Source organism: Rhizobium sp. LjRoot98 (assembly GCF_964252935.1).
Lineage (GTDB): Bacteria > Pseudomonadota > Alphaproteobacteria > Rhizobiales > Rhizobiaceae > Pararhizobium.
Map to the genome: position 1 here is coordinate 67,298 of NZ_CAXUPW020000011.1, position 21,811 is coordinate 89,108.

At 56.6% G+C, this 21,811-nt stretch carries 39 protein-coding genes and 1 tRNA gene; 21 read left to right on the forward strand and 19 right to left on the reverse strand.

Annotated elements, in window-relative coordinates:
- Positions 1-66 precede the first annotated feature (66 nt).
- Entirely contained in the window at positions 67-1,050 is a 984-nt protein-coding gene (locus ACSQ3J_RS25645) for an arabinose ABC transporter substrate-binding protein (RefSeq protein ID WP_060503318.1), read from the reverse strand.
- 205 nt (positions 1,051-1,255) lie between these two features.
- Here ACSQ3J_RS25645 and ACSQ3J_RS25650 point away from each other — a divergent pair, with 205 nt between their 5' ends.
- From ACSQ3J_RS25650 to ACSQ3J_RS25675, 6 genes are all read left to right on the forward strand, one after another.
- Positions 1,256-2,032 (forward strand): FadR/GntR family transcriptional regulator, encoded by a 777-nt coding sequence (locus ACSQ3J_RS25650; RefSeq protein WP_436040605.1) that lies wholly within the window; start codon positions 1,256-1,258, stop codon positions 2,030-2,032.
- A 76-nt stretch (positions 2,033-2,108) separates the two neighbouring features.
- Positions 2,109-3,257: a galactonate dehydratase gene (gene dgoD / locus ACSQ3J_RS25655; RefSeq protein ID WP_060503356.1), complete on the forward strand. Its 1,149-nt coding sequence runs from the start codon at positions 2,109-2,111 to the stop codon at positions 3,255-3,257.
- Between the two features lie 15 nt (positions 3,258-3,272).
- Positions 3,273-4,052, forward strand: a complete 780-nt coding sequence (locus ACSQ3J_RS25660; RefSeq protein ID WP_060503319.1) for an SDR family oxidoreductase — start codon at positions 3,273-3,275, stop codon at positions 4,050-4,052.
- A gap of 31 nt (positions 4,053-4,083) precedes the next feature.
- Positions 4,084-4,350, forward strand: a complete 267-nt coding sequence (locus ACSQ3J_RS25665; protein WP_348270798.1) for an Arm DNA-binding domain-containing protein — start codon at positions 4,084-4,086, stop codon at positions 4,348-4,350.
- Positions 4,351-4,362: 12 nt separating this feature from the next.
- A complete protein-coding gene (locus tag ACSQ3J_RS25670) occupies positions 4,363-4,821 on the forward strand; it encodes a phage integrase central domain-containing protein (protein ID WP_060503320.1) in 459 nt (152 codons plus the stop codon).
- A gap of 13 nt (positions 4,822-4,834) precedes the next feature.
- The gene (locus tag ACSQ3J_RS25675) at positions 4,835-4,963 is read left to right on the forward strand and encodes a helix-turn-helix transcriptional regulator (protein WP_436040653.1); all 129 of its coding nucleotides are present in this window, start codon (positions 4,835-4,837) and stop codon (positions 4,961-4,963) included.
- 135 nt (positions 4,964-5,098) lie between these two features.
- Here ACSQ3J_RS25675 and ACSQ3J_RS25680 read toward each other — a convergent pair whose 3' ends face one another.
- On the reverse strand, positions 5,099-5,287 hold the full coding sequence (locus ACSQ3J_RS25680; RefSeq protein ID WP_082512037.1) for a hypothetical protein: 189 nt from the start codon (positions 5,285-5,287) through the stop codon (positions 5,099-5,101).
- A gap of 270 nt (positions 5,288-5,557) precedes the next feature.
- On the opposite strand from ACSQ3J_RS25680, the gene ACSQ3J_RS25685 reads away from it, so the two are divergent.
- Complete coding sequence (locus ACSQ3J_RS25685) at positions 5,558-5,794, forward strand: hypothetical protein (RefSeq protein ID WP_060503321.1); 237 nt, start codon at positions 5,558-5,560, stop codon at positions 5,792-5,794.
- A 137-nt stretch (positions 5,795-5,931) separates the two neighbouring features.
- On the forward strand, positions 5,932-6,213 hold the full coding sequence (locus ACSQ3J_RS25690; protein ID WP_082512038.1) for a DUF982 domain-containing protein: 282 nt from the start codon (positions 5,932-5,934) through the stop codon (positions 6,211-6,213).
- Positions 6,214-6,682: 469 nt separating this feature from the next.
- On the opposite strand, the gene ACSQ3J_RS25695 is transcribed toward ACSQ3J_RS25690, so the two are convergent.
- From ACSQ3J_RS25695 to ACSQ3J_RS25735, 9 genes are all read right to left on the reverse strand, one after another.
- Positions 6,683-6,925, reverse strand: a complete 243-nt coding sequence (locus ACSQ3J_RS25695) for a hypothetical protein (RefSeq protein WP_060503323.1) — start codon at positions 6,923-6,925, stop codon at positions 6,683-6,685.
- Positions 6,922-7,185 (reverse strand): hypothetical protein, encoded by a 264-nt coding sequence (locus ACSQ3J_RS25700; RefSeq protein WP_060503324.1) that lies wholly within the window; start codon positions 7,183-7,185, stop codon positions 6,922-6,924. The genes ACSQ3J_RS25695 and ACSQ3J_RS25700 overlap by 4 nt, the downstream gene beginning before the upstream one ends.
- Positions 7,186-7,247: 62 nt before the next feature.
- Positions 7,248-8,285: a non-homologous end-joining DNA ligase gene (gene ligD, locus ACSQ3J_RS25705; protein WP_436040654.1), complete on the reverse strand. Its 1,038-nt coding sequence runs from the start codon at positions 8,283-8,285 to the stop codon at positions 7,248-7,250.
- A 258-nt stretch (positions 8,286-8,543) separates the two neighbouring features.
- Positions 8,544-8,921: a response regulator gene (locus ACSQ3J_RS25710; RefSeq protein WP_060503326.1), complete on the reverse strand. Its 378-nt coding sequence runs from the start codon at positions 8,919-8,921 to the stop codon at positions 8,544-8,546.
- 309 nt (positions 8,922-9,230) lie between these two features.
- Positions 9,231-9,542: a hypothetical protein gene (locus ACSQ3J_RS25715; RefSeq protein ID WP_060503357.1), complete on the reverse strand. Its 312-nt coding sequence runs from the start codon at positions 9,540-9,542 to the stop codon at positions 9,231-9,233.
- Positions 9,543-9,631: 89 nt separating this feature from the next.
- Complete coding sequence (locus ACSQ3J_RS25720; protein ID WP_156397456.1) at positions 9,632-9,832, reverse strand: hypothetical protein; 201 nt, start codon at positions 9,830-9,832, stop codon at positions 9,632-9,634.
- A 340-nt stretch (positions 9,833-10,172) separates the two neighbouring features.
- A complete protein-coding gene (locus tag ACSQ3J_RS25725; protein WP_060503327.1) occupies positions 10,173-10,481 on the reverse strand; it encodes a hypothetical protein in 309 nt (102 codons plus the stop codon).
- Positions 10,482-11,207: 726 nt separating this feature from the next.
- Positions 11,208-11,384 carry a hypothetical protein gene (locus tag ACSQ3J_RS25730; protein WP_200956624.1) on the reverse strand — a complete coding sequence of 59 codons (177 nt, stop codon included), beginning with the start codon at positions 11,382-11,384 and terminating at the stop codon, positions 11,208-11,210.
- A gap of 321 nt (positions 11,385-11,705) precedes the next feature.
- A complete protein-coding gene (locus tag ACSQ3J_RS25735; RefSeq protein WP_060503328.1) occupies positions 11,706-11,960 on the reverse strand; it encodes a DUF982 domain-containing protein in 255 nt (84 codons plus the stop codon).
- Positions 11,961-12,371: 411 nt separating this feature from the next.
- Here ACSQ3J_RS25735 and ACSQ3J_RS25740 point away from each other — a divergent pair, with 411 nt between their 5' ends.
- From ACSQ3J_RS25740 to ACSQ3J_RS25750, 3 genes are read left to right on the forward strand one after another with little or no spacing between them, the layout of a single operon-like run.
- On the forward strand, positions 12,372-12,575 hold the full coding sequence (locus ACSQ3J_RS25740) for an S-adenosylmethionine-binding domain-containing protein (protein ID WP_244482006.1): 204 nt from the start codon (positions 12,372-12,374) through the stop codon (positions 12,573-12,575).
- The gene (locus ACSQ3J_RS25745) at positions 12,572-12,934 is read left to right on the forward strand and encodes a hypothetical protein (protein ID WP_436040606.1); all 363 of its coding nucleotides are present in this window, start codon (positions 12,572-12,574) and stop codon (positions 12,932-12,934) included. The genes ACSQ3J_RS25740 and ACSQ3J_RS25745 overlap by 4 nt, the downstream gene beginning before the upstream one ends.
- Positions 12,931-13,200, forward strand: a complete 270-nt coding sequence (locus ACSQ3J_RS25750) for a hypothetical protein (RefSeq protein ID WP_060503330.1) — start codon at positions 12,931-12,933, stop codon at positions 13,198-13,200. The genes ACSQ3J_RS25745 and ACSQ3J_RS25750 overlap by 4 nt, the downstream gene beginning before the upstream one ends.
- Here the strand turns inward: ACSQ3J_RS25750 and ACSQ3J_RS25755 are convergent.
- The 4 genes from ACSQ3J_RS25755 to ACSQ3J_RS25770 all read right to left on the reverse strand — a co-directional run bounded on the left by ACSQ3J_RS25755 (position 13,197) and on the right by ACSQ3J_RS25770 (position 15,606).
- Complete coding sequence (locus tag ACSQ3J_RS25755; RefSeq protein WP_436040607.1) at positions 13,197-13,475, reverse strand: hypothetical protein; 279 nt, start codon at positions 13,473-13,475, stop codon at positions 13,197-13,199. The two genes, ACSQ3J_RS25750 and ACSQ3J_RS25755, sit on opposite strands and share 4 nt — an antisense overlap.
- A 190-nt stretch (positions 13,476-13,665) precedes the next feature.
- Positions 13,666-13,821 (reverse strand): hypothetical protein, encoded by a 156-nt coding sequence (locus tag ACSQ3J_RS25760; RefSeq protein WP_156397458.1) that lies wholly within the window; start codon positions 13,819-13,821, stop codon positions 13,666-13,668.
- A 610-nt stretch (positions 13,822-14,431) separates the two neighbouring features.
- Positions 14,432-14,767 (reverse strand): hypothetical protein, encoded by a 336-nt coding sequence (locus ACSQ3J_RS25765; protein ID WP_060503422.1) that lies wholly within the window; start codon positions 14,765-14,767, stop codon positions 14,432-14,434.
- A gap of 575 nt (positions 14,768-15,342) precedes the next feature.
- Positions 15,343-15,606, reverse strand: coding sequence for a DUF2934 domain-containing protein (locus tag ACSQ3J_RS25770; RefSeq protein WP_082512051.1), 264 nt, complete (start codon positions 15,604-15,606; stop codon positions 15,343-15,345).
- A gap of 598 nt (positions 15,607-16,204) precedes the next feature.
- On the opposite strand from ACSQ3J_RS25770, the gene ACSQ3J_RS25775 reads away from it, so the two are divergent.
- Together ACSQ3J_RS25775 and ACSQ3J_RS25780 are read left to right on the forward strand one after the other, a co-directional pair.
- Positions 16,205-16,375, forward strand: a complete 171-nt coding sequence (locus ACSQ3J_RS25775; protein ID WP_436040608.1) for a hypothetical protein — start codon at positions 16,205-16,207, stop codon at positions 16,373-16,375.
- A 33-nt stretch (positions 16,376-16,408) separates the two neighbouring features.
- Positions 16,409-16,597: a hypothetical protein gene (locus ACSQ3J_RS25780; RefSeq protein WP_060503420.1), complete on the forward strand. Its 189-nt coding sequence runs from the start codon at positions 16,409-16,411 to the stop codon at positions 16,595-16,597.
- Positions 16,598-16,726: 129 nt separating this feature from the next.
- Here the strand turns inward: ACSQ3J_RS25780 and ACSQ3J_RS25785 are convergent, their stop codons facing one another.
- The 3 genes from ACSQ3J_RS25785 to ACSQ3J_RS25795 all read right to left on the reverse strand — a co-directional run bounded on the left by ACSQ3J_RS25785 (position 16,727) and on the right by ACSQ3J_RS25795 (position 17,750).
- On the reverse strand, positions 16,727-17,149 hold the full coding sequence (locus ACSQ3J_RS25785; RefSeq protein ID WP_156397478.1) for a hypothetical protein: 423 nt from the start codon (positions 17,147-17,149) through the stop codon (positions 16,727-16,729).
- A 152-nt stretch (positions 17,150-17,301) separates the two neighbouring features.
- On the reverse strand, positions 17,302-17,457 hold the full coding sequence (locus ACSQ3J_RS25790; protein ID WP_436040609.1) for a hypothetical protein: 156 nt from the start codon (positions 17,455-17,457) through the stop codon (positions 17,302-17,304).
- A 98-nt stretch (positions 17,458-17,555) separates the two neighbouring features.
- A complete protein-coding gene (locus ACSQ3J_RS25795; protein WP_436040610.1) occupies positions 17,556-17,750 on the reverse strand; it encodes a DUF3606 domain-containing protein in 195 nt (64 codons plus the stop codon).
- A 669-nt stretch (positions 17,751-18,419) separates the two neighbouring features.
- Between ACSQ3J_RS25795 and ACSQ3J_RS25800 the strand changes: the two genes are divergently transcribed.
- From ACSQ3J_RS25800 to ACSQ3J_RS25830, 7 genes are all read left to right on the forward strand, one after another.
- Positions 18,420-18,495, forward strand: a tRNA-Asn gene (locus ACSQ3J_RS25800).
- Between the two features lie 599 nt (positions 18,496-19,094).
- Complete coding sequence (locus ACSQ3J_RS25805) at positions 19,095-19,442, forward strand: hypothetical protein (RefSeq protein WP_436040611.1); 348 nt, start codon at positions 19,095-19,097, stop codon at positions 19,440-19,442.
- A gap of 203 nt (positions 19,443-19,645) precedes the next feature.
- On the forward strand, positions 19,646-19,858 hold the full coding sequence (locus ACSQ3J_RS25810) for a hypothetical protein (protein ID WP_436040612.1): 213 nt from the start codon (positions 19,646-19,648) through the stop codon (positions 19,856-19,858).
- Positions 19,858-20,049, forward strand: a complete 192-nt coding sequence (locus ACSQ3J_RS25815) for a hypothetical protein (protein WP_060503415.1) — start codon at positions 19,858-19,860, stop codon at positions 20,047-20,049. The genes ACSQ3J_RS25810 and ACSQ3J_RS25815 overlap by 1 nt, the downstream gene beginning before the upstream one ends.
- Complete coding sequence (locus ACSQ3J_RS25820; protein ID WP_436040613.1) at positions 20,033-20,374, forward strand: phage head completion protein; 342 nt, start codon at positions 20,033-20,035, stop codon at positions 20,372-20,374. Before ACSQ3J_RS25815 ends, ACSQ3J_RS25820 begins: the two co-directional genes overlap by 17 nt.
- Before the next feature lie 9 nt (positions 20,375-20,383).
- A complete protein-coding gene (locus ACSQ3J_RS25825) occupies positions 20,384-20,875 on the forward strand; it encodes an HK97 gp10 family phage protein (protein WP_436040614.1) in 492 nt (163 codons plus the stop codon).
- 5 nt (positions 20,876-20,880) lie between these two features.
- Complete coding sequence (locus ACSQ3J_RS25830) at positions 20,881-21,405, forward strand: DUF3168 domain-containing protein (RefSeq protein WP_436040615.1); 525 nt, start codon at positions 20,881-20,883, stop codon at positions 21,403-21,405.
- Here the strand turns inward: ACSQ3J_RS25830 and ACSQ3J_RS25835 are convergent.
- On the reverse strand, positions 21,308-21,613 hold the full coding sequence (locus ACSQ3J_RS25835; RefSeq protein WP_436040656.1) for a hypothetical protein: 306 nt from the start codon (positions 21,611-21,613) through the stop codon (positions 21,308-21,310). The two genes, ACSQ3J_RS25830 and ACSQ3J_RS25835, sit on opposite strands and share 98 nt — an antisense overlap.
- Between ACSQ3J_RS25835 and ACSQ3J_RS25840 the strand changes: the two genes are divergently transcribed.
- Entirely contained in the window at positions 21,612-21,788 is a 177-nt protein-coding gene (locus ACSQ3J_RS25840; protein WP_244482017.1) for a hypothetical protein, read from the forward strand. The two genes, ACSQ3J_RS25835 and ACSQ3J_RS25840, sit on opposite strands and share 2 nt — an antisense overlap.
- Positions 21,789-21,811: the final 23 nt, after the last annotated feature.

Consider the following 21,811-nt stretch of genomic DNA (forward strand, 5'->3'; position numbering starts at 1 on the left):
AGCGGCGCTCCGAATAGGGGCGCCCGGCGGCTGAAGGCCGCCGGGCGTTTTTCGTTGATGCGACGATTACTCGATACCAAGTTCCTTGCGGACCGCTTCATAATTGTCGCGCAGTGCCACCTGGCCGGCCGTCAAGATCAGCTTTTCCGGCTCCTTGCCGTTGGCAACCCAGTCGTACATGTTGAGCGCAGTCTCATAGCCGTGACGCTTCGGCGAGATGATGATCGTGCCGAAAAAGCCGGTGGCCGTTGGCTTCTTGAACTCGTTGATGGCTGAATCCGCACCGCCGATGCCGACGCCGATCATGCTGTCAGCCGTAATGCCGACAGTTTCAGTGGCGCGCACGGCGCCGAGAACGGCTTCGTCATTGAGGCCAACCGCGACCCATTTCTTGATATTGGCATTCTTATTGAGAACGACGGTCGATGCGTTGAGTGCCGCTTCCGTATCTGTCTTTGCCTGGGGTGCATCAAAGATGTTGGCTTCCGGGAAGCCATTGGCCTTCAACACCGAAAGAGCACCTTCGATACGATCGACGGCCGTCGGAAGCTGATCGTAGGAAACGCGGATCGCGCCGACTTCGCTCATGTTCCAGCCGCGCTTCTTGATCTCGTCAACGATCGACTGACCGACCGCTTCGCCGATTTTTGTGGCAGAAATGCCCATGTGCGGCACGTCTTCGATCGGGCTGCCATCGGCGTTGACCAGGCGATCGTCAACCGTCATCAGCTTGAGATCGTTGGCCGCAGCCTTGGCAATGATGCCGGGGCCGAGCTTGACATCAGGCGTGCAGATGATGAAGCCCTGCGCACCCTGTGCGCCAAGGTTGTCGATTGCCGATTGAACCTTCTCGCCGTCTTCCGCGCCGATCTTGACGAGCGTGAAGCCCTTCTCCTTGGCAGCGACTTCCGCGAATTTCCATTCATCCTGGAACCAGGGCTCTTCAGGCTGCTTGACGATGAAGCCGATTTTCACATCGGCAGCAAAGGCCGACGTGGCAGCGAAAACGGCGACAGTGCCAGCCAGGATGGCTGCTTTTATAAAGCGCATGGTCTCTCTCCCTAAATCAAACTGCTCCCTGCAGTGATCATTTGTGTATGATGAAACATCATACTGGTCAATTGCGTTTGTATGATGATTAAAATATCTATGTATGATATTGTGAATGAGCGTGGCGGACCGTTCGCAGCGGTCGCCATGCAATTCAAACTGCGATATGCATCGCCAAAGGCGCGTTGAGCGTGCTGCGGCGGGGATGGAGATGCCGGTGGAAGGACAACAGGATCGATCAGTGGACGAGGGCGGCAACACGGTTGTCCGGCGGCCGCGCGTCCAGAAGAATGTGACGAGGGCTATCGCCGACGATATCTGCGCCGATATTTTTTCGGCTGGCGATTTCCTTCCAACAGAGAACGACCTGTGCGACCGTTACGGCGTCAGCCGCACGGTCATCCGCGAGTCGCTGAAGATTCTCGAATCGAAAGGACTGGTGCGCGGGCGTTCCCGTGTCGGTACCGTCGTCTGCCGTAAGGACGAGTGGAATATCCTCGACCAGCAGGTGCTGGAATGGATCGGTCCCCGGATCTTTGCATTCGATCTCTTGAACTGCATCCTTGAAGCGCGTCGCGCGATCGAGCCGGCTGCGGCGGAACTGGCTGCCGAACGGGCGACGGTCCAGGAGATTGCCGATGTCGAACGCGCCTGGCTTGAGATGCGCGACGCGGAAGGCGATATCGAGCGTTTTACCAAGGCGGACGTTGCGTTCCACACAAGCCTTCTGAAGGCCAGCCACAATCAGGTATTCCTGCAATTGTCGAGCATCATTCAGGTCGCATTGGAATTCTCGCTGCATGCTTCCAACGAGGTGGTGGATAGGCGCGACGAAGCTGTCGACATACACCGGCAGCTGGTCGAGGCACTGCGCATGCGTGACACGGCGGCCGCCCGCAACTGCTCTCTCCAGTTGCTGTCTCTTGCCGCGCGCGACCTTGCCGTCGCCGTAAAGAAGCACCAGCCGCAAGCCTCTTCATAACTGTCCGTTGCATCGGCGCCATGGCCGCTTCGATCCTGACGGACCAACACTTCTCTTCGACACAGGACCTTCGCTGATGAAGATCACCAAACTGACCACTTATATCGTTCCGCCGCGCTGGCTGTTTCTCAAAGTCGAAACAGATGAGGGCATCGTCGGATGGGGCGAGCCGGTGGTCGAGGGACGGGCGCTGACGGTACAGGCTGCGGTTCACGAGCTGGAGGACTACCTGATTGGCAAGGATCCGTTCCTGATCGAAGATCACTGGAACGTCCTGTATCGGGGTGGCTTCTATCGCGGCGGCGCCGTGCATATGAGCGCCATTTCCGGCATCGACCAAGCGCTCTGGGATATCAAGGGCAAGGCGCTCGGCCAATCCATCCATTCGCTGCTCGGCGGCCAGGTTCGTGACAAGATCAAGGTCTATTCCTGGATCGGTGGCGATCGCCCGGCTGACGTTGCCAACAATGCTAGGGACGTGGTTGCCCGCGGTTTCAAGGCGATCAAGCTGAACGGCTGCGAGGAAATGCAGATCGTCGATAGCTACGACAAGGTTGAAAAAGCCGTTCAGACAATCGCCACCATCCGCGAGGCGGTCGGCCCCTATATTGGCATCGGCGTCGATTTCCACGGCCGGGTTCACAAGCCGATGGCTAAGGTGCTGGCAAAGGAACTCGATCCTTACAAGCTGATGTTCATCGAGGAGCCGGTTCTGTCAGAGAATAAGGAGGCCCTGCGCGATATCGTCAATCATACCTCGACGCCGATAGCGCTTGGGGAGCGGCTGTATTCGCGCTGGGATTTCAAGCAGGTTCTGTCGGATGGCTTCGTCGATATCATCCAGCCAGACCTCTCCCATGCCGGTGGCATCACAGAATGCCGCAAGATCGCGGCGATGGCGGAGGCCTATGATGTGGCGCTGGCGCCGCATTGCCCGCTTGGGCCGATCGCGCTTGCCGCCTGTCTGCAGATTGATGCCGTCAGCTACAATGCCTTCATCCAGGAGCAGAGCCTCGGTATCCACTACAATAAGAGCAATGACATCCTCGATTACATCTCCAACAAGGAGGTCTTCCAGTATGCCGACGGTTTCGTCTCGATCCCGCAGGGGCCGGGTCTCGGTATCGAGGTTGATGAGGCCTATGTGATCGAACGGGCCAAGGAAGGTCATCGCTGGCGCAACCCGATCTGGCGCCATGAAGATGGCAGCTTTGCCGAGTGGTAATGGGGGAGTAGTGCGATGACGGACCGGCTCAAGGGCAAACGGATCATGATCACGGGAGCGGCGCAAGGCATTGGCCTTGCGATCGCCCGCGCCTGCGTCAAGGAAGGCGCAAGCCTGTTTCTCGTCGACCTCGATGCCGGCTTGCTGGAGACGGAAGCAAAGGCATTGCAGACCGGTGGCGCCGCCATCGGCTACGCCGTCGCGAGCATCGCGGATACAGTCGCAATTTCTGCAGCCATCGACCGTGCAGGAACCGAGATCGGCCCGATCAACGCGTTGATCAACAATGCCGGCGTCAATGTTTTTCATGAGCCGTTGGAGACCAGCGACGCGGAATGGCAGCGCTGCTTTGATATCAATCTGAAGGGCGCCTGGAATTGTTCGAAGGCCGCGCTTCCGGGGATGATCGGACAGGGCGGTGGCGTGATCCTCAACATCGCCTCGACCCATGCCTTCACGATCATCCCCCACACATTCCCCTATCCCGTGGCGAAGCATGCGCTCCTGGGCATGACCAAGTCGCTTGGCATCGAATACGCGCCCAAGGGCGTGCGCGTAAATGCTCTGGCACCGGGTTATGTGTTGACCCAGAAAGCCACCGAATACTGGAACAGCTTTCCCGACCCCGTGGCTGCCGAAGCAGCTACAATGAAGCTGCATCCCGGCGGCCGTATCGCCACGGCCGATGAGATCGCGCTCGCGGCTCTCTTCATGATCTCCGACGAGTGCCCGTTCATGAACGCCACCTGCCTGACGATCGATGGTGGCCTGAGCGTCCTGCACCACCCCGTCTGAACCGGCACGCTGTATCACCATCTCTGCTGAATTGACCATACATCAAAAGCTAGAAAATGTTGTAAAAGCATTAATCGGGAGCCATACTCGAAATGTACTCACAGTAAAATCGATCTCTTCGAGCAAAGCCGCCAAACTACGGGATGGTGGCGGACTATACCTTATGTCTAAGGGAAATGGCCGTTATTGGATACTCAATTATACATTTGGCGGCAAGCGCAGGGAGATGGGTTTCGGACCATTACACACTCTCGGGTTGGCGGACGCCCCTACAAAGCTAAAGATGCGCGCAAACTGATCCGACAAGGCGTTGACCCAGTCGCAGCGCGCAAAGAAGGCTGCAAAAGCAGGCAGGTGGCGCGGCGCAAATACCGAAGCGCGGTGGCGCAATCTGCTCGAAAACCATGCGAGGCCCATCAGGTCGAAAGCGTTGCAGGATATCACGACGACCGATGTCGTCGCATTGCTGAAGCCGCTTTGGGGCGAGCGGCAGGAAAGTGCCGAAAAGCTTAGGGAGGCCATCGAGCGCGTCCTGGATGCCGCGAAGGCAGAGGGCCATCGGCGAGGTGAAAACCCTGCTCGGCGGAAGGGCCACCTTGCCCTGTTGATGCACAAGCCCAACACCCTGACCACCGGAAGCCACCATGCCGCCATGCCGTATGGTGAAGTGCCGGCACTGATGTCGCGGCTTCAAAAAGAGAAGGGCGTCAATTTTCGCGCGCTGGAGCTCACAATACTCACGGCGGTTCGCAGTGGCGAGGCCAACTAGCATGTCGAGAACGATGGTCACTCGCTACCTCGCAGAAGGGCGGTTTCCGGTCGTCGAAATGGGTGATCGACGGATCGCCTTTGTCCGCAGCGAGGTGACGGAAAGGGTTAGGGCGAAAATTGCATTAAGGGCTGTAGCGTGAAATAAGGCGATTTGTTGTCTCGCCCCTTGATGGAGCCGGACCCAATATCGTTAATATCTACAGCGGGCCTAAATTGGAGCCCGTTACTTTTTACTATCCGCAGCCAACATCAGCCCAGCATAAATCTGAAGGCAATCACCGGAACCGCGGAGGCCGTGGCGGTTCATTGTTTTTCACCTCGTGCTGCGGCGCGTGTTTGCCGAGCAGTCTAAGCAATTTGCGCTCCTCAGCGGGGCCGATACCGAATTTACGACATTGCTGCACGACGCATCGGTCGTTGGGTCCGGGGGTGCGAATCTGACGATTATCGGATGAATGAGACATGACGTTTTCCTCCATAAGGAGGAGAACCAATCGCCGGAAGAGTTGTTCCGGCTCGCGGCATAAAACCAAGCAGTAGCAAAAAAACAACCGGCATTTTTTCTCGCCGTTTCACTACTTACAGTAACCATCAACCCCACCAACACGATCATGAACCGGCCGCTGCGCCGGGAGCAGGATCTATGCCCATTATTGCCACCAAAGAAGGTATCAACGTGAACCCGGCCCATGTTGTGCAGTACGAAAAGCTCCGCAACGGCTAAGTCCAAGGCTGTGGCGAATCAGAAGGCCGCTGATGCTGCTGCAGAAGCCGCAACGGTGCGCACCGATCTTGCAGCTCACCATCTGCACGGTGCGGAAAACTACATCGCCAAGGCAGGTATGCGCGAATCCACCAAGTTGATCATGGAGGCGCTACAAGGCGTCAAGCAAGCCGTCGATCATGTGGCGCTGCGCGTTGACCGAGTGGTCGAGAACCAGATTGGCAAGCCGCGCCCGCGCTCAGTTTAGCGAATCATGATATCCTGCCAGTGGTGGCGGACTGAACAGCCCCTTGCCTTAATTGGCGAGGGTTTTTTTTGCTTTTTACCTCTCGGCACGGTATTTGCGTAGAGGCTAATATAAATATTGCAAATTGAGGATGTGTCATGGGTTCGGACATATCGTGCCAATTTCCGACGGTTTGGCTGCTTACTGATGTCGGAGAACAATACAAACCAGTGAATACTGTCCTTGGAGCTGCTGATATCCTGCTTCATGAATGGCCACTGACTGTAGGAAAAGCTTACTTGGGGGCACTCGAGACCTGCCTTAGCGCGCTGAAGGAAAATGAACCGGCAACGGTTGTCCCCGAAGCACTAATGCGAGCCGCAGATGAAGCTTTCATTTGTTACATTCACGTTATTGGCGGTGGAATGCGACCTCACTGACAGCAAAGAGCGGTGTCCCGGTCACAACACTTCTAAACTCGCCGGACTCCGGCCTGCAATGCTGGACGTTGCCTCACTCGGGGGCTGCACCCCTGGGAAATCAGTCCTATGAGGAAAATGCAACTTAGCGAAACCCTAATGGCAAATTCCGATCTGCCAAAAATACGGTTCGATGTGAGCTTTGTTCGGGGCTTGTGGGTAGCGACGGTCTACAACGGTGACAATACCGAAAATCGGTCGTTCCGTAATGAGGACGATGACTTTGACCACGCTGAGGCCCGAATTGACCAGATCCGTTCGGGCCATCAAGAAATCCGCATATCCTAAATCCATTAACTGCTAATATGAGAAGAAAACCCTCCCGCGTTTCCGCAGGAGGGTCTGGGGGCATATGCTTCAAGCCGCTTGGAGTGGCCGTCCAAGCTCATGCTAATATTCCCACCGCGAGGTTAACGAAACGTTAACGTAGTCAGTCGGCAACCTCGGTCTCGCCATCCACCTTTGCCCACGTCAGTGACCATTCGTCCATGCTACCGGCGGCATGGGTGTAGGTGCCGTGGTCGGAAATCTCTGGGTCCATCATGTCCCAATCCAGCGGCGCCCCGCCGGGAAGGTCCATGACGCGCAGGTATTCATGCAACTCGGCCAAATCGGTGACGCGCTTGATATCTTGCCGGCCAGGTTTTGCGATGGTCCATACATAGATCGTCATGATTTTTCCTCGCCACCGCGGCCGTGGATGAGGGCGCGACCTTCATTGCTCTCTTCCTGAGCGGCGTTAGGATGGGGATGATCAGCGTACATAATGCGAAGGTTTTTCAGAACTTCTTCCATAGCGCTGATAGTCTCGAACGTGCCCCAGCCGTGAGACGTTGCTCGATCAAGGATGTCTTGCAGCGATCCGTCAACTTCCTCCTGACAGAGAAGATGACGATCGTCGTGAGAGACGGGAACTTTCGGCGTGTCAATCATCTTTGTACCTCCTATCGCGAGGAACCTGACTGCTACCGAATTGTTCCCCCCGAGAGGAGGGATCAGTCAACCTCGAAAAAATTGGCTTCTTCGGCGTCATCGCGAAGCCCTTTGAAAGAGGCATGCCTTAGTTTTCCGTCACCCGTCCAAGCGCGAAACTCGACTTCAGCGACCAGTTTCGGGTGGGCATAGACGAGGTTCTTCCCTTTGATGGAAACGGGCGGCCGCTCGATCGGCATCTGGTCTAGCTGCTGTTTCAGCTTGCGGGCCTCGCTGTGTTTGAAGCCAGTTCCTACAGAACCGACGTAGACCAGCCTGCAACCTTTGCGGGCGGCCAATAGCAGGCTGGCAATGGCGCCGGGCATCGTGGTCGATGGCTCGTAACCCACTACAGCAAAACTCTCGCTCTGAACGCACTTTATTTTTAGCCAGTCACCGAGCCTGCCAGACCGATACGGGCGACGGCGATGCTTCGCAATGATGCCTTCGAGGCCATACTCGCACGCGGTCGCCAGAAGCATATCGCCATCGGCTCCGATCTCTTCCGAGAGCCGGATTGGTCCCTCCATCTCGGTTATGATGCTCTCAAGGATTGCCCGACGTTCTCCTTGTTCCATCCGGGTGAGATCATGGCCATCATAATAGAGAAGATCGAACGCATAGAAGATCGCCGCCCCGGCATTTCTCTTCCCACCCCGGCCGCCCAGCGCAGTCTGCAGCGCTCCGAAATCTGACCGGCCCTGGTCGTCAAGAACGACCGCTTCCCCATCCAAGATCATAGTGGCGCCGAGGTCTCTGGCGGCTTTCTCTAAGCCCGAGAAGCGCGTCGTCCAGTCGTGGCCGCCTCGGGTCAGTATCCTGACCTTTGTCGGCTCGACGTCGATTGCCAGCCGGTATCCATCCCATTCGATTTCGAATGCCCAGTCGTCGCCCTTTGGCGGTTTGCCAGCCAGTAACGCCAGAGAGGGCTCTATTCGATCTGGCATGGGGTCGAAGGGAAGGCGGGGCTGGTTGGCGTCTCGGGTTTTGCGCGCCCGACTCTTCAGCGGCAGATCGGGTTCGGTGCGAAGGTCTATGGATTTGGGAGGTCGCTTTGCCATCCCGATATTGCGCCACAATCAGATTAACGAGTACTTGTGGCGCTTTATTTCGCGTCAGTTGGAGACGGTGGCGGGGTGGAGGCCTCGTCCCCTGCGTTTCTGGCTAGGCGCATCTCCCTGAGACGCTGTGTTTTCCGGGCCTCCGCTTCGCGATGTTCCCGGATCGTGTCCTCAGCTATAGCCTTGGACTGGTCGAAATTTCCGTATGGAGAAGGGCCGCGCTTGCGTTTCGGTTTCAGCACTTCCATTTCATGCCTCCTACAAGTAGCCGGCCACCTTTTCTTTGGCCCGAGTGAGAGCAGTGATTAAATCTTCTGGCAGACAGGGCTTTGAAACCCAAACGGCTTCCGTAAAAACCGGATCCGCGTCCTCCTGACTTGAGCCAGAACAAACGACAAATGGAACGCCCTTGTTCCTCAAGATTGTCGCAACGTCGGAACACGGGCCATCTCGGAGACGGACATCCAGTAGGGCGATTGTAGGGGAATTAGACTTGAGCCATTCGAGCGCTGCGGAACACGAGGAAAACATCGTGATCTGCGTAAAACCAGCTTGCCTCACATGGAGGTCATGATCCAAAGCGATGAGAGGCTCATCTTCAAGAATAAGAATTGATCTGGTTGTTCTGGCGTCCATTAAGGTCTCCTTCCATGACCCTAGGCGTTTCAACAACCTTGAATTAAAAATCTGATCTCGTCCGGAAGCAATAAAGAATTTAATACGCCTCGATATTTTTGGGGGTGGGAGACGTCCGTGTTTTCGGGTCAGTTTAATTGCGCCCTGGCGTCGCTGCTGCCCAATAGTCGGCCGCCACGTGCTCGCTGCACCGCCACTCAATAACGCCGCGGCGATCCTTCCCGAACGATCCCCAGCGCTTGCAGCCCACGTGCCCGCACCAGTGTTCGAAATGCACCGGCGAGTTCGGGTAAATCAATCTCTCGTCGCTCATGATCCCCTGCCTTGCGGGTCACGCGGCGCCATCACCCGCAGACACAGATCCCATCGTTCCTCAACCTTCTGCGTGGCAAGTCGGGCTGTGGGAGCGCAGCCAGCGTTCGGCATCGGCAGGGTTCCGATATGGGTTTTCGGGAACCAAGCAGCCCAGTGCCATTTCCCCTTGGTCGGTCCGTGCATCTCTTTTCGGATACGGCCGATCATTAATTCACCGTCGATGCCGATCCAGTCGGTATCCCTTGGCGGGTCGTTCTCGTCTAGCTCGGTGCGGTGCCATTGGTATTTGGGCTGGTAGTCGGTCATTGTTTCTTGCGCATATCCTGTGGATAGGCGGTGCATAACTCGGTAATGTTTTCCTTATTGTTCTGCTTATGTTCCAGAGGTGGCCGGAGTCAAGAAGGCAAGCCGAGCATTCTTAAAAACGGACCAATGAACGCCGTCAGTGCGATGCCGACAGCGAGGAAAATCAGCGCAAGAAGAATGAACTCTGGGAAGCGCTTGGGCATCAAGCCAGAATAGAGCGACAATCCAGTTTGGCAACCAGATGGAAGCCAGCCGCAGCGCATAGCGAGCAGCCAGCTTCCATGTCGCATCCGCCTTTGCGACGGGAATAAATAGCATTTTCTGTCGATCTGATCAACTTTGAGGGGAACATTTGAGCCTGGATTTGATGGGCAACTTCCAACGCTAAGCGGGACGAGTGGCGTAGGTTTGTGTCGCCTGTCGAGCCGGCAAGAAAAAACCCCGCCGGGAAGGGCGGGGCAAAACTGCTTCTGGGATTGGCTCACAGCAGATGCAGGGAAGTGGCAGCCCAGAGAGTGGGAGGGCCGCCCGCCGCAACAATAAGTGAGTTCATCCAATAGGGAAGGCCGGATTCCGCGATTCCGGTACGGTTGCTACAATAAAACGCCATTCAAGGCGGGCTTTCGGTTATCACTCGCCCCTCAAAACCTCATCTTTGGCATCCAGCACCATCTTCAGCGTCTGTATAGTTTCGGCCGCATCGAGCAGTGCATCGCGGGCCTGGTCTTCCGGCAAACCCTTTGCCCTCGCAGATGACGTTTGCAAGTAGATCACCACGTCACGGCCGAGAGCGGATTGCTCCACCCCAGTCTGCTCGCGCATGTCACGGATTGTATCCACCGATCGATCGAGCAGGCAACTGACCTCGAAGGTCGGCAAGCGATCGAGTTCGTTGGCAGCTTTGATCAGTTCGGCGATGAAATCGGTGGTGTTGGACATGTGCGGATGATTTTCTTGCGGGGCTGGGTGAGGCAATTGCAAAGAAAAAGGCCGGGCGAGATTCGCACCGACCTTCCATCATCGCCACACAGCAAGTGCCAGTACATCCGTGGTCTAATGCCGCGGGCGAGTTCTGCAATGGGATATGGGGCGTCCGGCGGCGGTTTCAAGGCCGTGTGAGGGAGGCGCCGCCCAGTTGGAAACCAGCCGCACAAGTAGCGCGACCAAACGCCGTGCCGCTTTCAGGTGATAGAATATTCATCCGGTTTTTATTGGAAAGTGCAAACGATCGCGCGCAACGGAATCTAACATTTCAGACGATCATCCGCAAATAACGATATCTCACAAATGACTTCGACGCTCTCACCGCAGACGTGGTAGGGCGTCCGCTGAATTTGAGCACCAAAGCATTTGGCAGCGGGGGGCTGTGTTGCGTTGGTTGCGGCTATCATAAACCTGCATCAAAGTTCAGTGAAAATTGCCCCGTGGGTCATCGCGATCGGCCCCGTTGCCAATTGTTGCTCGTCTTTCCAGCCGAGATGGAAGAGCTCCAATTAATTTCGACCGAAATGATCCGTTTTGCAGCCAGAAAGGCCAGAAACGCGGGTTTATGACGGATGTGGAGTCCCTTGAGTCGGCAGTTTCGTATCTCCGCCGGTAGCCCGCGCCCTCGACGCTGCCAACTCCCAACACCTCGTCGAATATCGGGTGGCTGCAGAGTGATGGCTAGCTCAGATCGGTCAAAACGTCACGGATGCTCGGCTCGTCCGGCTCCGGCCCTGGCTTGTCGTCGGGAACACGATCCGGATTGGTATCGCCCGGCGCAGGATCCGGAACATCGATTGGCGGAACGGGCGGGGTCGGGCCGGGCAGGTCTGGGCCGGGATTTACCGGAAGGGTCATGGTCAATTCTCCTTGGTTGATGTTGTTTAACCTGTGTCCGGCCAATAGGTTCCTACGGAGAGGGCAGCAATGTCGAACCTACGGAGATGATCGGCTGACTCGACCGCCGTATCGCCAGCGCAAGCCTATGGCTTGAGGATCATGGCAGGGAGCAAAGAGGCCTCGTCCTGAAAACGAGATTGCCACGAAGGAATACGACATCGCTCGGCTCGAGGAAATCCGTGCGGCATATGTGAAAGCGCTCGAACGCAGATCGGCGGCGGCATGAAGCGGGGATCTGGTCGTAGTTTCAAAGGAATGCTGGGAGCCGTTGCCCGGCAATCACGATCCGACTTGAATGTTCAGCCCGGCCTCGTGGGCGGCGGCGATAAAAGCTGCACGCGCGTAATCAGGGGGCTGTTTTCTCAACATCACGTCACGACAGGCTTCCTTAGCAGCAAAAAGGGCTTGGCCCCCACTTACTGGCCACTGGAAAAGAAGAATTTCGGTGGCTTTTCTGGTGTCGCTAACAAAGCGCTGCGGGCCTCGAAAGCTGAGTTGGATCACAACACCGTCGCTCCACTTGAATTCTTCCATTTCCGAAGACCTTTCGCCCCGAAAGCGCTGAGGCAAGAACGCTACAAACGAAACGCTAAGAAAGAATTTGGAGCAGCGACATGAGGCTCTTCCAAGATACATGGCCGTTCAGTGACCTAGAGCCCCACAGCTTCGACTTCATCATGGCGGATTTGAGAGGAAGTCTGCTCAAGCGCATTACAAGACCATGCCGAACGACGAGATCAATGCGATGCCGATCCTTGACCTCGCTGCGCCAGATACGTTGCTCTGACTGTGGGCAGTCAACCTTATCCTGCCGCAAGCGATCGAGACAATGACCTCGTAGGGGTTCGCCTTCAAGACCGCCGGCCATGGCTGAAGACGACCAAGCACGGAAAGGTCTAATTTTGGCACCGGTTACATCTTGCGCGTTCCGACGAGCCTTTCCTCATTGGAACGCGCGGTAGTCCTCGCACGGCCCAAAACGCCCGTTCCGGCTTCACCGGCCTGATCCGATCGCACTCCGAGAAGCCTGAAGGAGCCTACAGCGTCGCTGAGAAGCTCATGCCCAACGCGACGAGGCTGGAACTCTTCAGCCGGACGAACCGCTCAACGTGGGGCGATGAAGCAGGCAAGTTTGGAGAGGCAGTATGAGCCTAGTTCGCTCTCAACTCTTGATCCATCGTCGCGGCGATGAAGGCTTGTCTCGCCTGTTCCGGCGGTATCTTCCGCTCCAATGCCAGACGACAGCACCGGGCGGCATTCGCGCAGATGTTGCTATTCGGGCTGACCATGTGCAGGCTCAAGATTTCGAAACCCTGGAGGGGGCCGCATATCGTCCTCTCACCGCCACCGCGCAGTTTCACGATCACGGGTTGCCATTGGATCTCGGTTGGATTGCAGATTTCGTTCGGGTGCATCTTACTTCTCCCAGAATCTCTCCGCGCGAGAAACCGGCATCAGAACCTTTTGTTCCGGGGAGTGAAGTGAGCCACGAAATGGTGGTCCGATGAGTGGCGTCGTCTGGTCAAAATTCTTCTGGCAGGATTGGGAAATCGCCCTTGCCGTACGCCTCTGCTCCCTTTCGGCACAGGGGCTTTGGATGCGGATGCTCTGCATCGCGTCAGCGCACGACCCGATCGGCTACGTCGCGGTAGCAGGCAAGGGCCTTGATGAAACCTCACTCGCTCGACTGACCGGGCGCCAGGAATCCGAGATCGCTTTCCTTCTCACTAGCCTCGCACTCGAACAGAGGCGCGGAAGGATCAATTATCTTTAGCCCCCACAAGGGCTTTCAGCGAATGGTTTGCCGTTTATGACGCCGTAGCAGGCCTCGACACCATCCACGTCCATTATTTCCATCCAGTCGCCACTTCGGTTGCTGGCCTTCTTGTTCTTCACTCCTTTGGGAGTGAAGCCGCGGATGGTTCCCTTTTCGACATTAGGATCTCCAGTCGCTCTGGACAAAATCATCGAAATTTCGGCCAGACGCCCCCGGACTTCCTCCGATAGCCTGGCAAGTCTTTGAACGTCATCGATGCTTATCTCTGCCATGTTGTCACTCCGGGCTGGTGGGGTATACATCCCATAGTTTTGGTTAGGCAGCATTAGTCTATTCGAATGTACGAATGTCGGCTAGGGCTTTTGCCGGCAATAAAAGCACGACAATCAGTCGGGGTAGAGCTTCCGGTAGGCAACCGTTTGGGAAACTGATGTAAAGCGAAGCCGATGAAATCGGGGCAGGCTAGTACCCGGAACGACCGCCACCGCTGTTGCCGCCGCCATGCTCGTTGCCACTGTAGGAAGGGCGATTATCGTAGTTTGGCCCAGTCTGACACGCCGAAATCGTCAAAGTCGCAAGCGCAATAGCGATCGCTGTCACCGTATATTTGAGCTTCATGATTTTCTCCTTTAATGGAGCGCAGGGCCAGCCAGTCCGGCGTGGACGCCAGTGATTGTCTTCCTGATGTCAATCAAAGGCAAGCAACGAGGGCGACAGACAGTCGATCGCACTCACTGAAATCTGGCGCCGCGCCTCTGGCAACTTTAATTGATCATTTACCTTTCGACGCCGTCTTCTGAAACTATCGAGAGCCTCTACCGTTTCCCCTCTTCACATTTGGGGGACGCATGGAAATCGATCGAATTGAATGGCTCCGGGAAGCTCGTCAGCCACATAGTTACCGGCGCATGTACGGTCTCGTCATGATGATACTCGCTAACTCATCCGTTACCGCCGCAGAAAAGCGGATGGCCCAGTACATAAGCCGATTGCTCAATGTAATGGAGTTGGCGGTTGCCAGTGCGCCGGCCCTATTTAGGGCTCGAATCGGTTTTGCGCATTTAACGGAAATGGTCGTGGAAGCCGCGTGCAGTAACGCTTCCGGTGAGAGGGCGGTCAGCCCACGGTGAAGGCCGTCTTGCGATGATGGGCTGCTGACTGCCAGTCCTGGTGGTAACACTACGAGTGGTCATATGACGAAGCATCGAATTGAGGTGATCACGTCGGTTCAGCGCCGCCGCCGCTGGTCACACGAGGATAAGGGCGGTTTGTCGCGGCCTGCTTTGAGTCGCATGCGGTTATCTCGGAGGTTGCCCGCGCTGCTGGAATCCATGTCAGCCAACTCTTTCGCTGGCACAAGGAGCTTTGCCAGACCGAGGAGCCTGCGAAACACGCGACTTGATGGCACTGGAAGTTGGCGCTGCAACTGGTGCAGGCTATGGCGAAAAGAGCGCGCTTCGTGTGGCCCAAGCTTCTCGGCGGCAAAGCCAATCATATCGCGCAGCAAATCTGCATCTGCGCTCTTCTCAACAAACGAACGCAGGTTCATCATATCGTCGGTCATCGGTGGTGTCCTTCAGGTTGGTTCTAAGCAACCCGACCCCTACCGGAAATCACCGATGGCTATGAAATCCAGCTACACCACTCGCTGGGACACGATCACTCCATCGACTGCCCGCTTCGTAGGTTCTGCTGCGAAAGTTCATGCCAGTTTGCCGCACTCCGATTTCGCATGTCGTCGAGTACGGCCTTTTCCACCGGCGCTTGCGCCATGGCTCGACGCGTGTCGTTCACCGTCGGGCCATCTCTTTACCAGAGGCCAGCGCCGATCACCCCGTCCCGACACGCACGGCGCGCTGGCCGTTCCATAAGCAACCAATCACGCGATATTATACAGATGCACAACAACACCGAAAATGGACTTTGCAAAACCCCTAACATTGCAGTGTAGTCTGTGCACTCTTGGGAGAGAGTGCGCGCATATTTCTAATTCATAATGCGAGCCATTTTAGCGCCGCCATCTGGAAACGGATGGCGGTTTTTTATTGGTCGGCACCAACTACAATCCACGTAAAAAACCCCACCGCAGTTTTTGGCCGCGGTAGGGCGAGGCGGAATCATATCACCCGTTACAGAGGCCTAGTTGTTCGATGGGCCGCTTTTTCGCTTAGGTGTTGCAGCGGTGGTGGACCCGGATTGGTCGGGCAGGGGTATCGGTTCCAGATCCAGTTCGGGAGGCCGCGTAGTGTCTGTTGCAAGTGATCCAGTGCTCTCGCCGTCAATCTCCCGTTCCGCCTGAATCCAATGGTCCTCATGGCGGCCGTCAGGATTTCCTTCGGTCTCCCAAAGCGAATAGGCTCGCTCTTTCACTAGGTGCTCTCTGTCTATCATTACTTCCTCCATTTACTGCTGATCAAGACGGCCCCCACCTCCGAGTATTAACTACGGAAGCGAGGCCCTCTCAAAGCACCTCGCTTCCGTGCCGGCGGCCCTAATGAGGCTGATGCCGGGAGGACGCGTGGGAGGGCGCGCCACCATCGAACCACGGGAGGTCCGACGGGGCCCAACTGGTCGAGGCGTGGTTAGTTCCACCACTTGTGAGGAATTATTTTTTGAACGCCGGGCGCAGCCACTGGCTCGCTTTATTAGCGGGCCCTACGATGTCTTGAAACGGCCGCTGATTGAGATTGTTCCGCGTCGAGGCTCTGCTACGATCGCCCCATGTCTCCGGAGTGGCCCATGTTCATACTTCAGTGCCTAGTGGTCGTCGGACTCGCGGGCGTACTATTCATTCGCGGTCCGGGTGACTAGGCGGGGGAGCATGTGAGCACAGCCAGCGGCAGTATTGATTGGTCTGCGCGCTTCAGGGTGAAGTTTGGGGAGCCGCCTGGATTGGATTAGCTTGGAAATACGAATATGCTGATTCAACCCACTGCGCCCCGGGAACCCCACCTACAACTTGAATTAAGCCGGCGGTGGTTGCCACCACCATCGCCGCTAGATGCTTGTCGATGCAATTGCCAACACTCCTGAGATGCCGGCGGTAAAACGCTACAAGGATGGTTTCGCCGCTGGTCCTAGGGCTTTGCGACAACTTTTCATGGGCATGCAGAAAGGCAAGAAGGGCGAAACCGGAGAATTGCAATGGCAGGACATTCACTCTGCCACGTAAGACCGGACGAAATGGAACGCAGCGGTCGCTGCAATGACAGAGGACCATTTCCGGACATTGACTGAAACAGTGTCAGCCAAGAGCCTGCGCGAAATTGGTGAGGCACGAGGTTACAAGGGGCAGTACGCGATCGAGGCAGGACGCAGGCTCTTGGTGGCTGCAAATGATAATCTGATGGACGCGCTGAAACTGGCAGAAGAAGGAAAAGCCGAGGCGGCCTGACTTTCTGACAGTTCATCTCCCTATATAGATGAAGGGATGAATTCCCAACGGCCGCCTCTGTGCGGCCGTTTCTGTTCGGCGTTGCCGACCCTGCGCGAGTGATTAGCGCGGGGTAACTATTGACATCAACTAAGATGCTTTCCTTCGAATATCAATTGAAACGCCGTCGTTTGGGATGCGAGCGATTTTCATGACTGGTTTTCCTGGAATTTTAGAAATAACGACAGTGCTGATCAACTTGGGAAAGGGCACCTTTAACAGCTCTTTGTGTTCTGCCTCTAAAACCGAGACCCTCGAACTCAAGTCGGAGTGTCGCGCATGGTCGGACCATGTAGACCGCAAAAGTGCCAGGATGGTAAACACTGCACCAAGTAGAGCAGTCGCTCCGGATGCAAGTGGCAAAAAGGCCGACCAAGGCACGCTCGCCGGAATAGCCAAGACCATAATGGCTGTAGCGGCCGACGCTGTTGGGCAACTCACTGCTAGTGCGCCCAACGCAAAACCCGCGTTCCCAAACATCGGTGATTTTTCAGGCCTGTCGAGATAACTCATTCAATCCGCTCCGGTTGGAGCGATCGACTATCTCTTTAGATTCAAACAACCTCACAATGAGAAACGTCAAATTCTAATCACGCAGCGCGCCTCCTCCGCGACGGGCGATCGTGCGGCCGCTCCTTCCCTGAGAAGTCGAGCGGCCGCTTTAGTTATGCGGCGATCCGGCGCGCTGCCTTGGAGGCGTTTTTGATGTCATCGCCATATTGATCGAGAATCTTTTGGGCGTCTTCGACCGCGATGCGATGTTTTTTCGCGAATACGATAACGTCTTTCAGCGGCGTTACCGCCTGGTCATGCTCGGGCATTGTCATTCTCCTGAGAATAAATCGGCGCGCACAAAGGCCAATCGGCCGCGCAGCCGTCTACCGTTTATATGGATAGGGAACGCCGAGTTTTCTAGTGGCTAATGTTTGAACCGGTTTGCCGCCTTGTCGGCGGCATCTCGGTCAGGCCCATGTGCCTCGATGATGCGCTTAGCATCCTTGAGTTCCAAGCCATGCTTCTTCGCGAAGTAGGCGACTTCATATTTCTCGCCGCCTGCCACCAGTTTGCGGTCCTGACCTTGCTTTTGCTTGTTATCCGACATTTTCGTCTCCATCGGTTGTCACCGATGGTCAACGATTGACGGAATCGTAAGTTCCACCCCATCCCCATGCGCGCCGCCTCTCGCTGCGCGGTGATCGCGCGCCAGGTTGAGGTCCGGAAGATAAACCGGTCGCCTCCCCGGCGCTTTTGTTTTCTGCGTGGTTGGTGGTTGGCGCCGGCTGCCCAGGTTATGACGCTGGGGTTAGAAGTCGAATGATAGTTGTCGAGGCCACGACCTCATATGCGCACAGACGTGTTCCAGACGACCGAACCGCATACGAACATAAGCTCGAACACTCACTAACTTTGACGCGAACGCTTTCATGTTTGCTTTCTCCTATCTTGGGTGGACGGATTTCCACCTCTCTAGGGCATGTGCCCTTTCCGCATACGAGTTCAGATAGGTCCTGCCAGCGCCAACCGCTGGTAGAATAGATTACTATCGCCGACGGTTGCAAGGGGTTTACTATGTGGGGAATTGCTTTCAGCATCTGGCCTTCAGAGTGGCGGTTAGGCGCTTGCGATGCCGTAGAGGACAATGGCCGTGTCGTCGGCCGCTGGTACTGTTTTCGGCCCGATTGCCGTCACCTACGATCACGAATAATGCGGTTAAGAGCGCCGGTGCGCTCATCGGTCTCATAAGCCGAACTAGGCGGTTCAACTCCGCGGCCGCAACTAGTCATGGAATGTAGCTCAGTTGGTAGAGCAGGCGACTGTTAATCGCCTTGTCGTTGGTTCGAGCCCAACCTTTCCAGCCACTTAGACCGATCCACCCACCACCAAGGAGACACCCATGAAGACGTTCTGGAAAGCAGTCATCTGCACAGCCAATGCAATGCTCAAGGCTGCCAACGCTCGGTAGTGCCGATCCGACCACCCCGCTTCACTCCCGCCACACAACGCACCAAAGCAGAGCGCAAGCGCGATGCAGCGAAGAACAGGGTACAGGTGCCATGGTATGGCACCGCTCGGTGGCGACAGATACGCGAGGCTCAGTTATCGGCCTACCCACTATGTGTCATGTGCCTGGACGACGATGAAACGATCACGGCTGCAGAAGTCTTTGACCATGTGGTTCCCCATCGCGGGGACGAAGCGCTGTTCTGGTGCGGCCCGTTTCAATCTCTTTGCCATCGCCACCACAATGGCGCCAAGCAACGAGATGAGCGCGCGAAAGAGCGCCGAATAAACATAAATGATATCAATGCTTTGCTTGACTAACGGGGAGGGGCGGGTCGGATCTCTTCCTGTGCCGGCCCACTTATCGGCGACCTAAGCAATTTTTCTCATCCGCAAAATTTGAAATTTGGAGATTGGTGCCATGGCAAGGCCAAGGAAGCCGACGGCTGCCCTGGAATTGAAGGGCGCCTACAAGAAAGACCCGCAACGCAAGGCAGAGCACAAAGCCGAGCCGAAGCCATCCGGCGAGGTCGGTCCTGCGCCGAAATTCTTCGATGCCGATGAAAAGATGATTTGGGAAGACCTCGCCGGATTCGGTTTCTGGCTGACGGACGCCGATAGGCTGATACTCGAAATTGCGGTGAAGCTCATGTCGATGTTCCGCAATAACACGCTCGACGGCGGCGGCATCTCAAAACTCATCACGGCTCTGTCGAAGTTGGGTTTTAGTCCTGCTGATAGAAGCAAAGACCAGGCGCCAGGCGCCAAGGAGCCAGACGCGGACCCTTACGCAGACTTTAAGTGAGATCATGGAAATCGATGTCGAGAAGTATCCGCACGTAGCGGCAGGCTAACGCAGTACGCGATATCGGCGCAGCGGGATCCGCCATTACGGCGCGACAGCCCCTCTATTACGACACATCCACCGCCAAGTGGAATCCGGCCGACAGCACTGCGCCAACGGCCGCAGCGCGTGTCGCCACGGCAATCGCGCTGAACTCTGCCTCGTTGAATCAGCGGGTCTCGCTGCACAAGTCTGGCGACCTGGCCGTCGGGTCCGATTTGACGACCGGCGTTAGTTATTACCTTGTCGGGGCTGCTGCTGGAACGATTGTTCCGGTTGCCGACCTGACCACGGGTGATTACCCGCAGCTCATCGGCATTGCCAAGTCGACCAGCGTTCTCGCCGTTTCGTTTGTCTCGGCCGGCGTGGCTCTGTAATGTGGGTCCGCTTTACCGCGGACTTCGCCTGGCGTCAGCCGGCTTTCAGCATCGATTACAAGGCTGGTGGCGAACATAACGTCACCCGCGGCTGCGCTGACGAAGCGTTGACCAAGGGCGTTGCGGTTCGATCGCCAGGTAAGAAGCGGGACGAGAAGCGGGAAGTGAGGGCGGATGGCAAAGGCACCTAGTGCAGGCGCGGCCCGCCAGAAGGTCCATTTCCAGCAGCGAGTCACCCTCGACGACGGGATGGGCAACGAAACTTCGGACCAAACCATCTTCACAGACGCCGCCGAGTTCATCCCCTTGAGGGGCGGAGAGGGCGTGCAGGCGGCCCGCCTGACGGGCATTCAGCCTTATGTGTGCGCAGTTCCAATGCCTCGCGCGCTGTGGCGGCTGATTGGCAGAGTGGATGCTCGCTCCGGCGTCGTCTGCGCGATCACCGCGCCGCCCGTGAACACCGACCAGAAGAATGCCTGGCTGGATATCATGGTGACGCAGGGGCGGGCTTCGTAGGAGGACGGCATGGCGCTGAAGGCTAAAGTCCAAGGTCGGGCGGCTGTTACGCGAAACCTCAATGCGTTCGTTCCGAATGCGCTGAAATATGCGGCCGAGGCCAACCTGAAGGATGTTCAAGAGGTGGCTGAGAAGATTAGCGCCGTTGCGCCGACGGGCGCAACACTGGAATACATGGAAGGCTTCAGCGGGGATTTCCTCAAGAATCACCCGGACGCTACCAATTTCAGCAAGAACCCCACCAAGGACAAGGACGCCGCCGGCCTCTCTGCTCCTTGGACCCGGCGATTTCTGGAGTGGTGCACTGCGCCGCATAGCACTGCGCCAGGCGGCGGAACAGTGGCGGGCAGGGCGACAGCATCCGCCAATCCGGCTGGTATGCACCCCGGCACGGCGGCGCAACCACATATTTGGCCGACGTGGAATGCCTTTCGGGCGACAGCCATCAAAATCAAGAAGGCTGCCATTGCAAAGGCCTTCCGAGAATTTAACCGGAAGTAAGCGCTATGGCGAGTCCAGAACTAGAGCTTCAGGCGGCCATCTTGCCACTTTTGAAAGCAGACGCGACTCTGACGCCGCTTGTAAATGGCGTTTATGACCAACCGCCGGCTACATGCTGGGTCACCCCGAAAGAAGGGTTCGTCACGATCGGCGAGGCGCAAACGCTTCGCGACGATGCAACCTGCCTTGAGGGCGGCAGGGTATTCCTGACGCTCCACGGTTGGTCTCGCAAGGTTGGTTATCCGGCCGTTCGCGCGATTGCCGATGCCGTGGTCGAAGCGTTGCATTTGGCACCACTGACCCTACCGACGCACAGGCTGGTTTCAATCATGCAGACAGACGCGGACGTTTCGCGATCCGGACGGCCTTACCAGACATGCGGTCATCGACTTCATCGCGAGTTACGACCGGGCAGCTTGACTGTCCGCTGTCCTAGGACGGCCCCACACCACCAAAAACCACCACGACCGGCCATGTGCCGGTTTCTTCACATGAAGGAACCATCACATGCCACAGCAATTGGGCCGTGAACTTTACATCCAGATCTCGGACATGGCTTCGCCCGGTCCCGCCGTCTTCAATAACCTTTGCGGTCTGAAGACGCGCAGCTTCAATCTGTCTGCCAATGAGGTCGACCATTCCATCGTGCACGAAGAAAACTTCCCGCCCAGGCATCGTTAACCGCGCCTTCACCGGCTCTGGTGCGTGCGTTTCTTTGGCGTCGACGTCGGCGTTCATGGTTCATGTCATCGAGGCGACTGTTTTTGACGCTAAGGTCATTGTTCCCGGCCTCGGCGTATTTACCGGCCCGTTCTTCGTCACCGATTTCACGGCCGACGGCGACATGGAAAACAACATGGAATTCAGCGCGACATTCACGCCGTCTGACGTCCTGGCCTTCGTGGCGGAATAACCTGCGGTCCAGAGGAGAATAGC

What these genes read in the sequence shown, in the direction of transcription:
- ACSQ3J_RS25750 (WP_060503330.1), top strand. Translation starts at nt 12,931, where the DNA reads ATGAGTGGCGTCGTCTGGTCAAAATTCTTCTGGCAGGATTGGGAAATC.
- ACSQ3J_RS25785 (WP_156397478.1), bottom strand. Translation starts at nt 17,149, where the DNA reads ATGAGTTATCTCGACAGGCCTGAAAAATCACCGATGTTTGGGAACGCG.
- ACSQ3J_RS25780 (WP_060503420.1), top strand. Translation starts at nt 16,409, where the DNA reads ATGACAGAGGACCATTTCCGGACATTGACTGAAACAGTGTCAGCCAAG.
- ACSQ3J_RS25730 (WP_200956624.1), bottom strand. Translation starts at nt 11,384, where the DNA reads ATGACCCTTCCGGTAAATCCCGGCCCAGACCTGCCCGGCCCGACCCCG.
- ACSQ3J_RS25755 (WP_436040607.1), bottom strand. Translation starts at nt 13,475, where the DNA reads ATGGCAGAGATAAGCATCGATGACGTTCAAAGACTTGCCAGGCTATCG.
- ACSQ3J_RS25775 (WP_436040608.1), top strand. Translation starts at nt 16,205, where the DNA reads ATGCTTGTCGATGCAATTGCCAACACTCCTGAGATGCCGGCGGTAAAA.
- ACSQ3J_RS25770 (WP_082512051.1), bottom strand. Translation starts at nt 15,606, where the DNA reads ATGGAGGAAGTAATGATAGACAGAGAGCACCTAGTGAAAGAGCGAGCC.
- ACSQ3J_RS25660 (WP_060503319.1), top strand. Translation starts at nt 3,273, where the DNA reads ATGACGGACCGGCTCAAGGGCAAACGGATCATGATCACGGGAGCGGCG.
- ACSQ3J_RS25795 (WP_436040610.1), bottom strand. Translation starts at nt 17,750, where the DNA reads ATGGAGACGAAAATGTCGGATAACAAGCAAAAGCAAGGTCAGGACCGC.
- ACSQ3J_RS25675 (WP_436040653.1), top strand. Translation starts at nt 4,835, where the DNA reads ATGGTCACTCGCTACCTCGCAGAAGGGCGGTTTCCGGTCGTCGAAATG.
- ACSQ3J_RS25690 (WP_082512038.1), top strand. Translation starts at nt 5,932, where the DNA reads ATGGGTTCGGACATATCGTGCCAATTTCCGACGGTTTGGCTGCTTACT.
- dgoD (WP_060503356.1), top strand. Translation starts at nt 2,109, where the DNA reads ATGAAGATCACCAAACTGACCACTTATATCGTTCCGCCGCGCTGGCTG.
- ACSQ3J_RS25825 (WP_436040614.1), top strand. Translation starts at nt 20,384, where the DNA reads ATGGCGCTGAAGGCTAAAGTCCAAGGTCGGGCGGCTGTTACGCGAAAC.
- ACSQ3J_RS25745 (WP_436040606.1), top strand. Translation starts at nt 12,572, where the DNA reads ATGAGCCTAGTTCGCTCTCAACTCTTGATCCATCGTCGCGGCGATGAA.
- ACSQ3J_RS25700 (WP_060503324.1), bottom strand. Translation starts at nt 7,185, where the DNA reads ATGATTGACACGCCGAAAGTTCCCGTCTCTCACGACGATCGTCATCTT.
- ACSQ3J_RS25720 (WP_156397456.1), bottom strand. Translation starts at nt 9,832, where the DNA reads ATGCGACATGGAAGCTGGCTGCTCGCTATGCGCTGCGGCTGGCTTCCA.
- ACSQ3J_RS25760 (WP_156397458.1), bottom strand. Translation starts at nt 13,821, where the DNA reads ATGAAGCTCAAATATACGGTGACAGCGATCGCTATTGCGCTTGCGACT.
- ACSQ3J_RS25710 (WP_060503326.1), bottom strand. Translation starts at nt 8,921, where the DNA reads ATGGACGCCAGAACAACCAGATCAATTCTTATTCTTGAAGATGAGCCT.
- ACSQ3J_RS25790 (WP_436040609.1), bottom strand. Translation starts at nt 17,457, where the DNA reads ATGCCCGAGCATGACCAGGCGGTAACGCCGCTGAAAGACGTTATCGTA.
- ACSQ3J_RS25820 (WP_436040613.1), top strand. Translation starts at nt 20,033, where the DNA reads ATGGCAAAGGCACCTAGTGCAGGCGCGGCCCGCCAGAAGGTCCATTTC.
- ligD (WP_436040654.1), bottom strand. Translation starts at nt 8,285, where the DNA reads ATGGCAAAGCGACCTCCCAAATCCATAGACCTTCGCACCGAACCCGAT.
- ACSQ3J_RS25830 (WP_436040615.1), top strand. Translation starts at nt 20,881, where the DNA reads ATGGCGAGTCCAGAACTAGAGCTTCAGGCGGCCATCTTGCCACTTTTG.
- ACSQ3J_RS25835 (WP_436040656.1), bottom strand. Translation starts at nt 21,613, where the DNA reads ATGAACGCCGACGTCGACGCCAAAGAAACGCACGCACCAGAGCCGGTG.
- ACSQ3J_RS25695 (WP_060503323.1), bottom strand. Translation starts at nt 6,925, where the DNA reads ATGACGATCTATGTATGGACCATCGCAAAACCTGGCCGGCAAGATATC.
- ACSQ3J_RS25765 (WP_060503422.1), bottom strand. Translation starts at nt 14,767, where the DNA reads ATGACCGACGATATGATGAACCTGCGTTCGTTTGTTGAGAAGAGCGCA.
- ACSQ3J_RS25715 (WP_060503357.1), bottom strand. Translation starts at nt 9,542, where the DNA reads ATGACCGACTACCAGCCCAAATACCAATGGCACCGCACCGAGCTAGAC.
- ACSQ3J_RS25815 (WP_060503415.1), top strand. Translation starts at nt 19,858, where the DNA reads ATGTGGGTCCGCTTTACCGCGGACTTCGCCTGGCGTCAGCCGGCTTTC.
- ACSQ3J_RS25735 (WP_060503328.1), bottom strand. Translation starts at nt 11,960, where the DNA reads ATGGAAGAATTCAAGTGGAGCGACGGTGTTGTGATCCAACTCAGCTTT.
- ACSQ3J_RS25840 (WP_244482017.1), top strand. Translation starts at nt 21,612, where the DNA reads ATGGTTCATGTCATCGAGGCGACTGTTTTTGACGCTAAGGTCATTGTT.
- ACSQ3J_RS25680 (WP_082512037.1), bottom strand. Translation starts at nt 5,287, where the DNA reads ATGTCTCATTCATCCGATAATCGTCAGATTCGCACCCCCGGACCCAAC.
- ACSQ3J_RS25725 (WP_060503327.1), bottom strand. Translation starts at nt 10,481, where the DNA reads ATGTCCAACACCACCGATTTCATCGCCGAACTGATCAAAGCTGCCAAC.
- ACSQ3J_RS25645 (WP_060503318.1), bottom strand. Translation starts at nt 1,050, where the DNA reads ATGCGCTTTATAAAAGCAGCCATCCTGGCTGGCACTGTCGCCGTTTTC.
- ACSQ3J_RS25650 (WP_436040605.1), top strand. Translation starts at nt 1,256, where the DNA reads ATGGAGATGCCGGTGGAAGGACAACAGGATCGATCAGTGGACGAGGGC.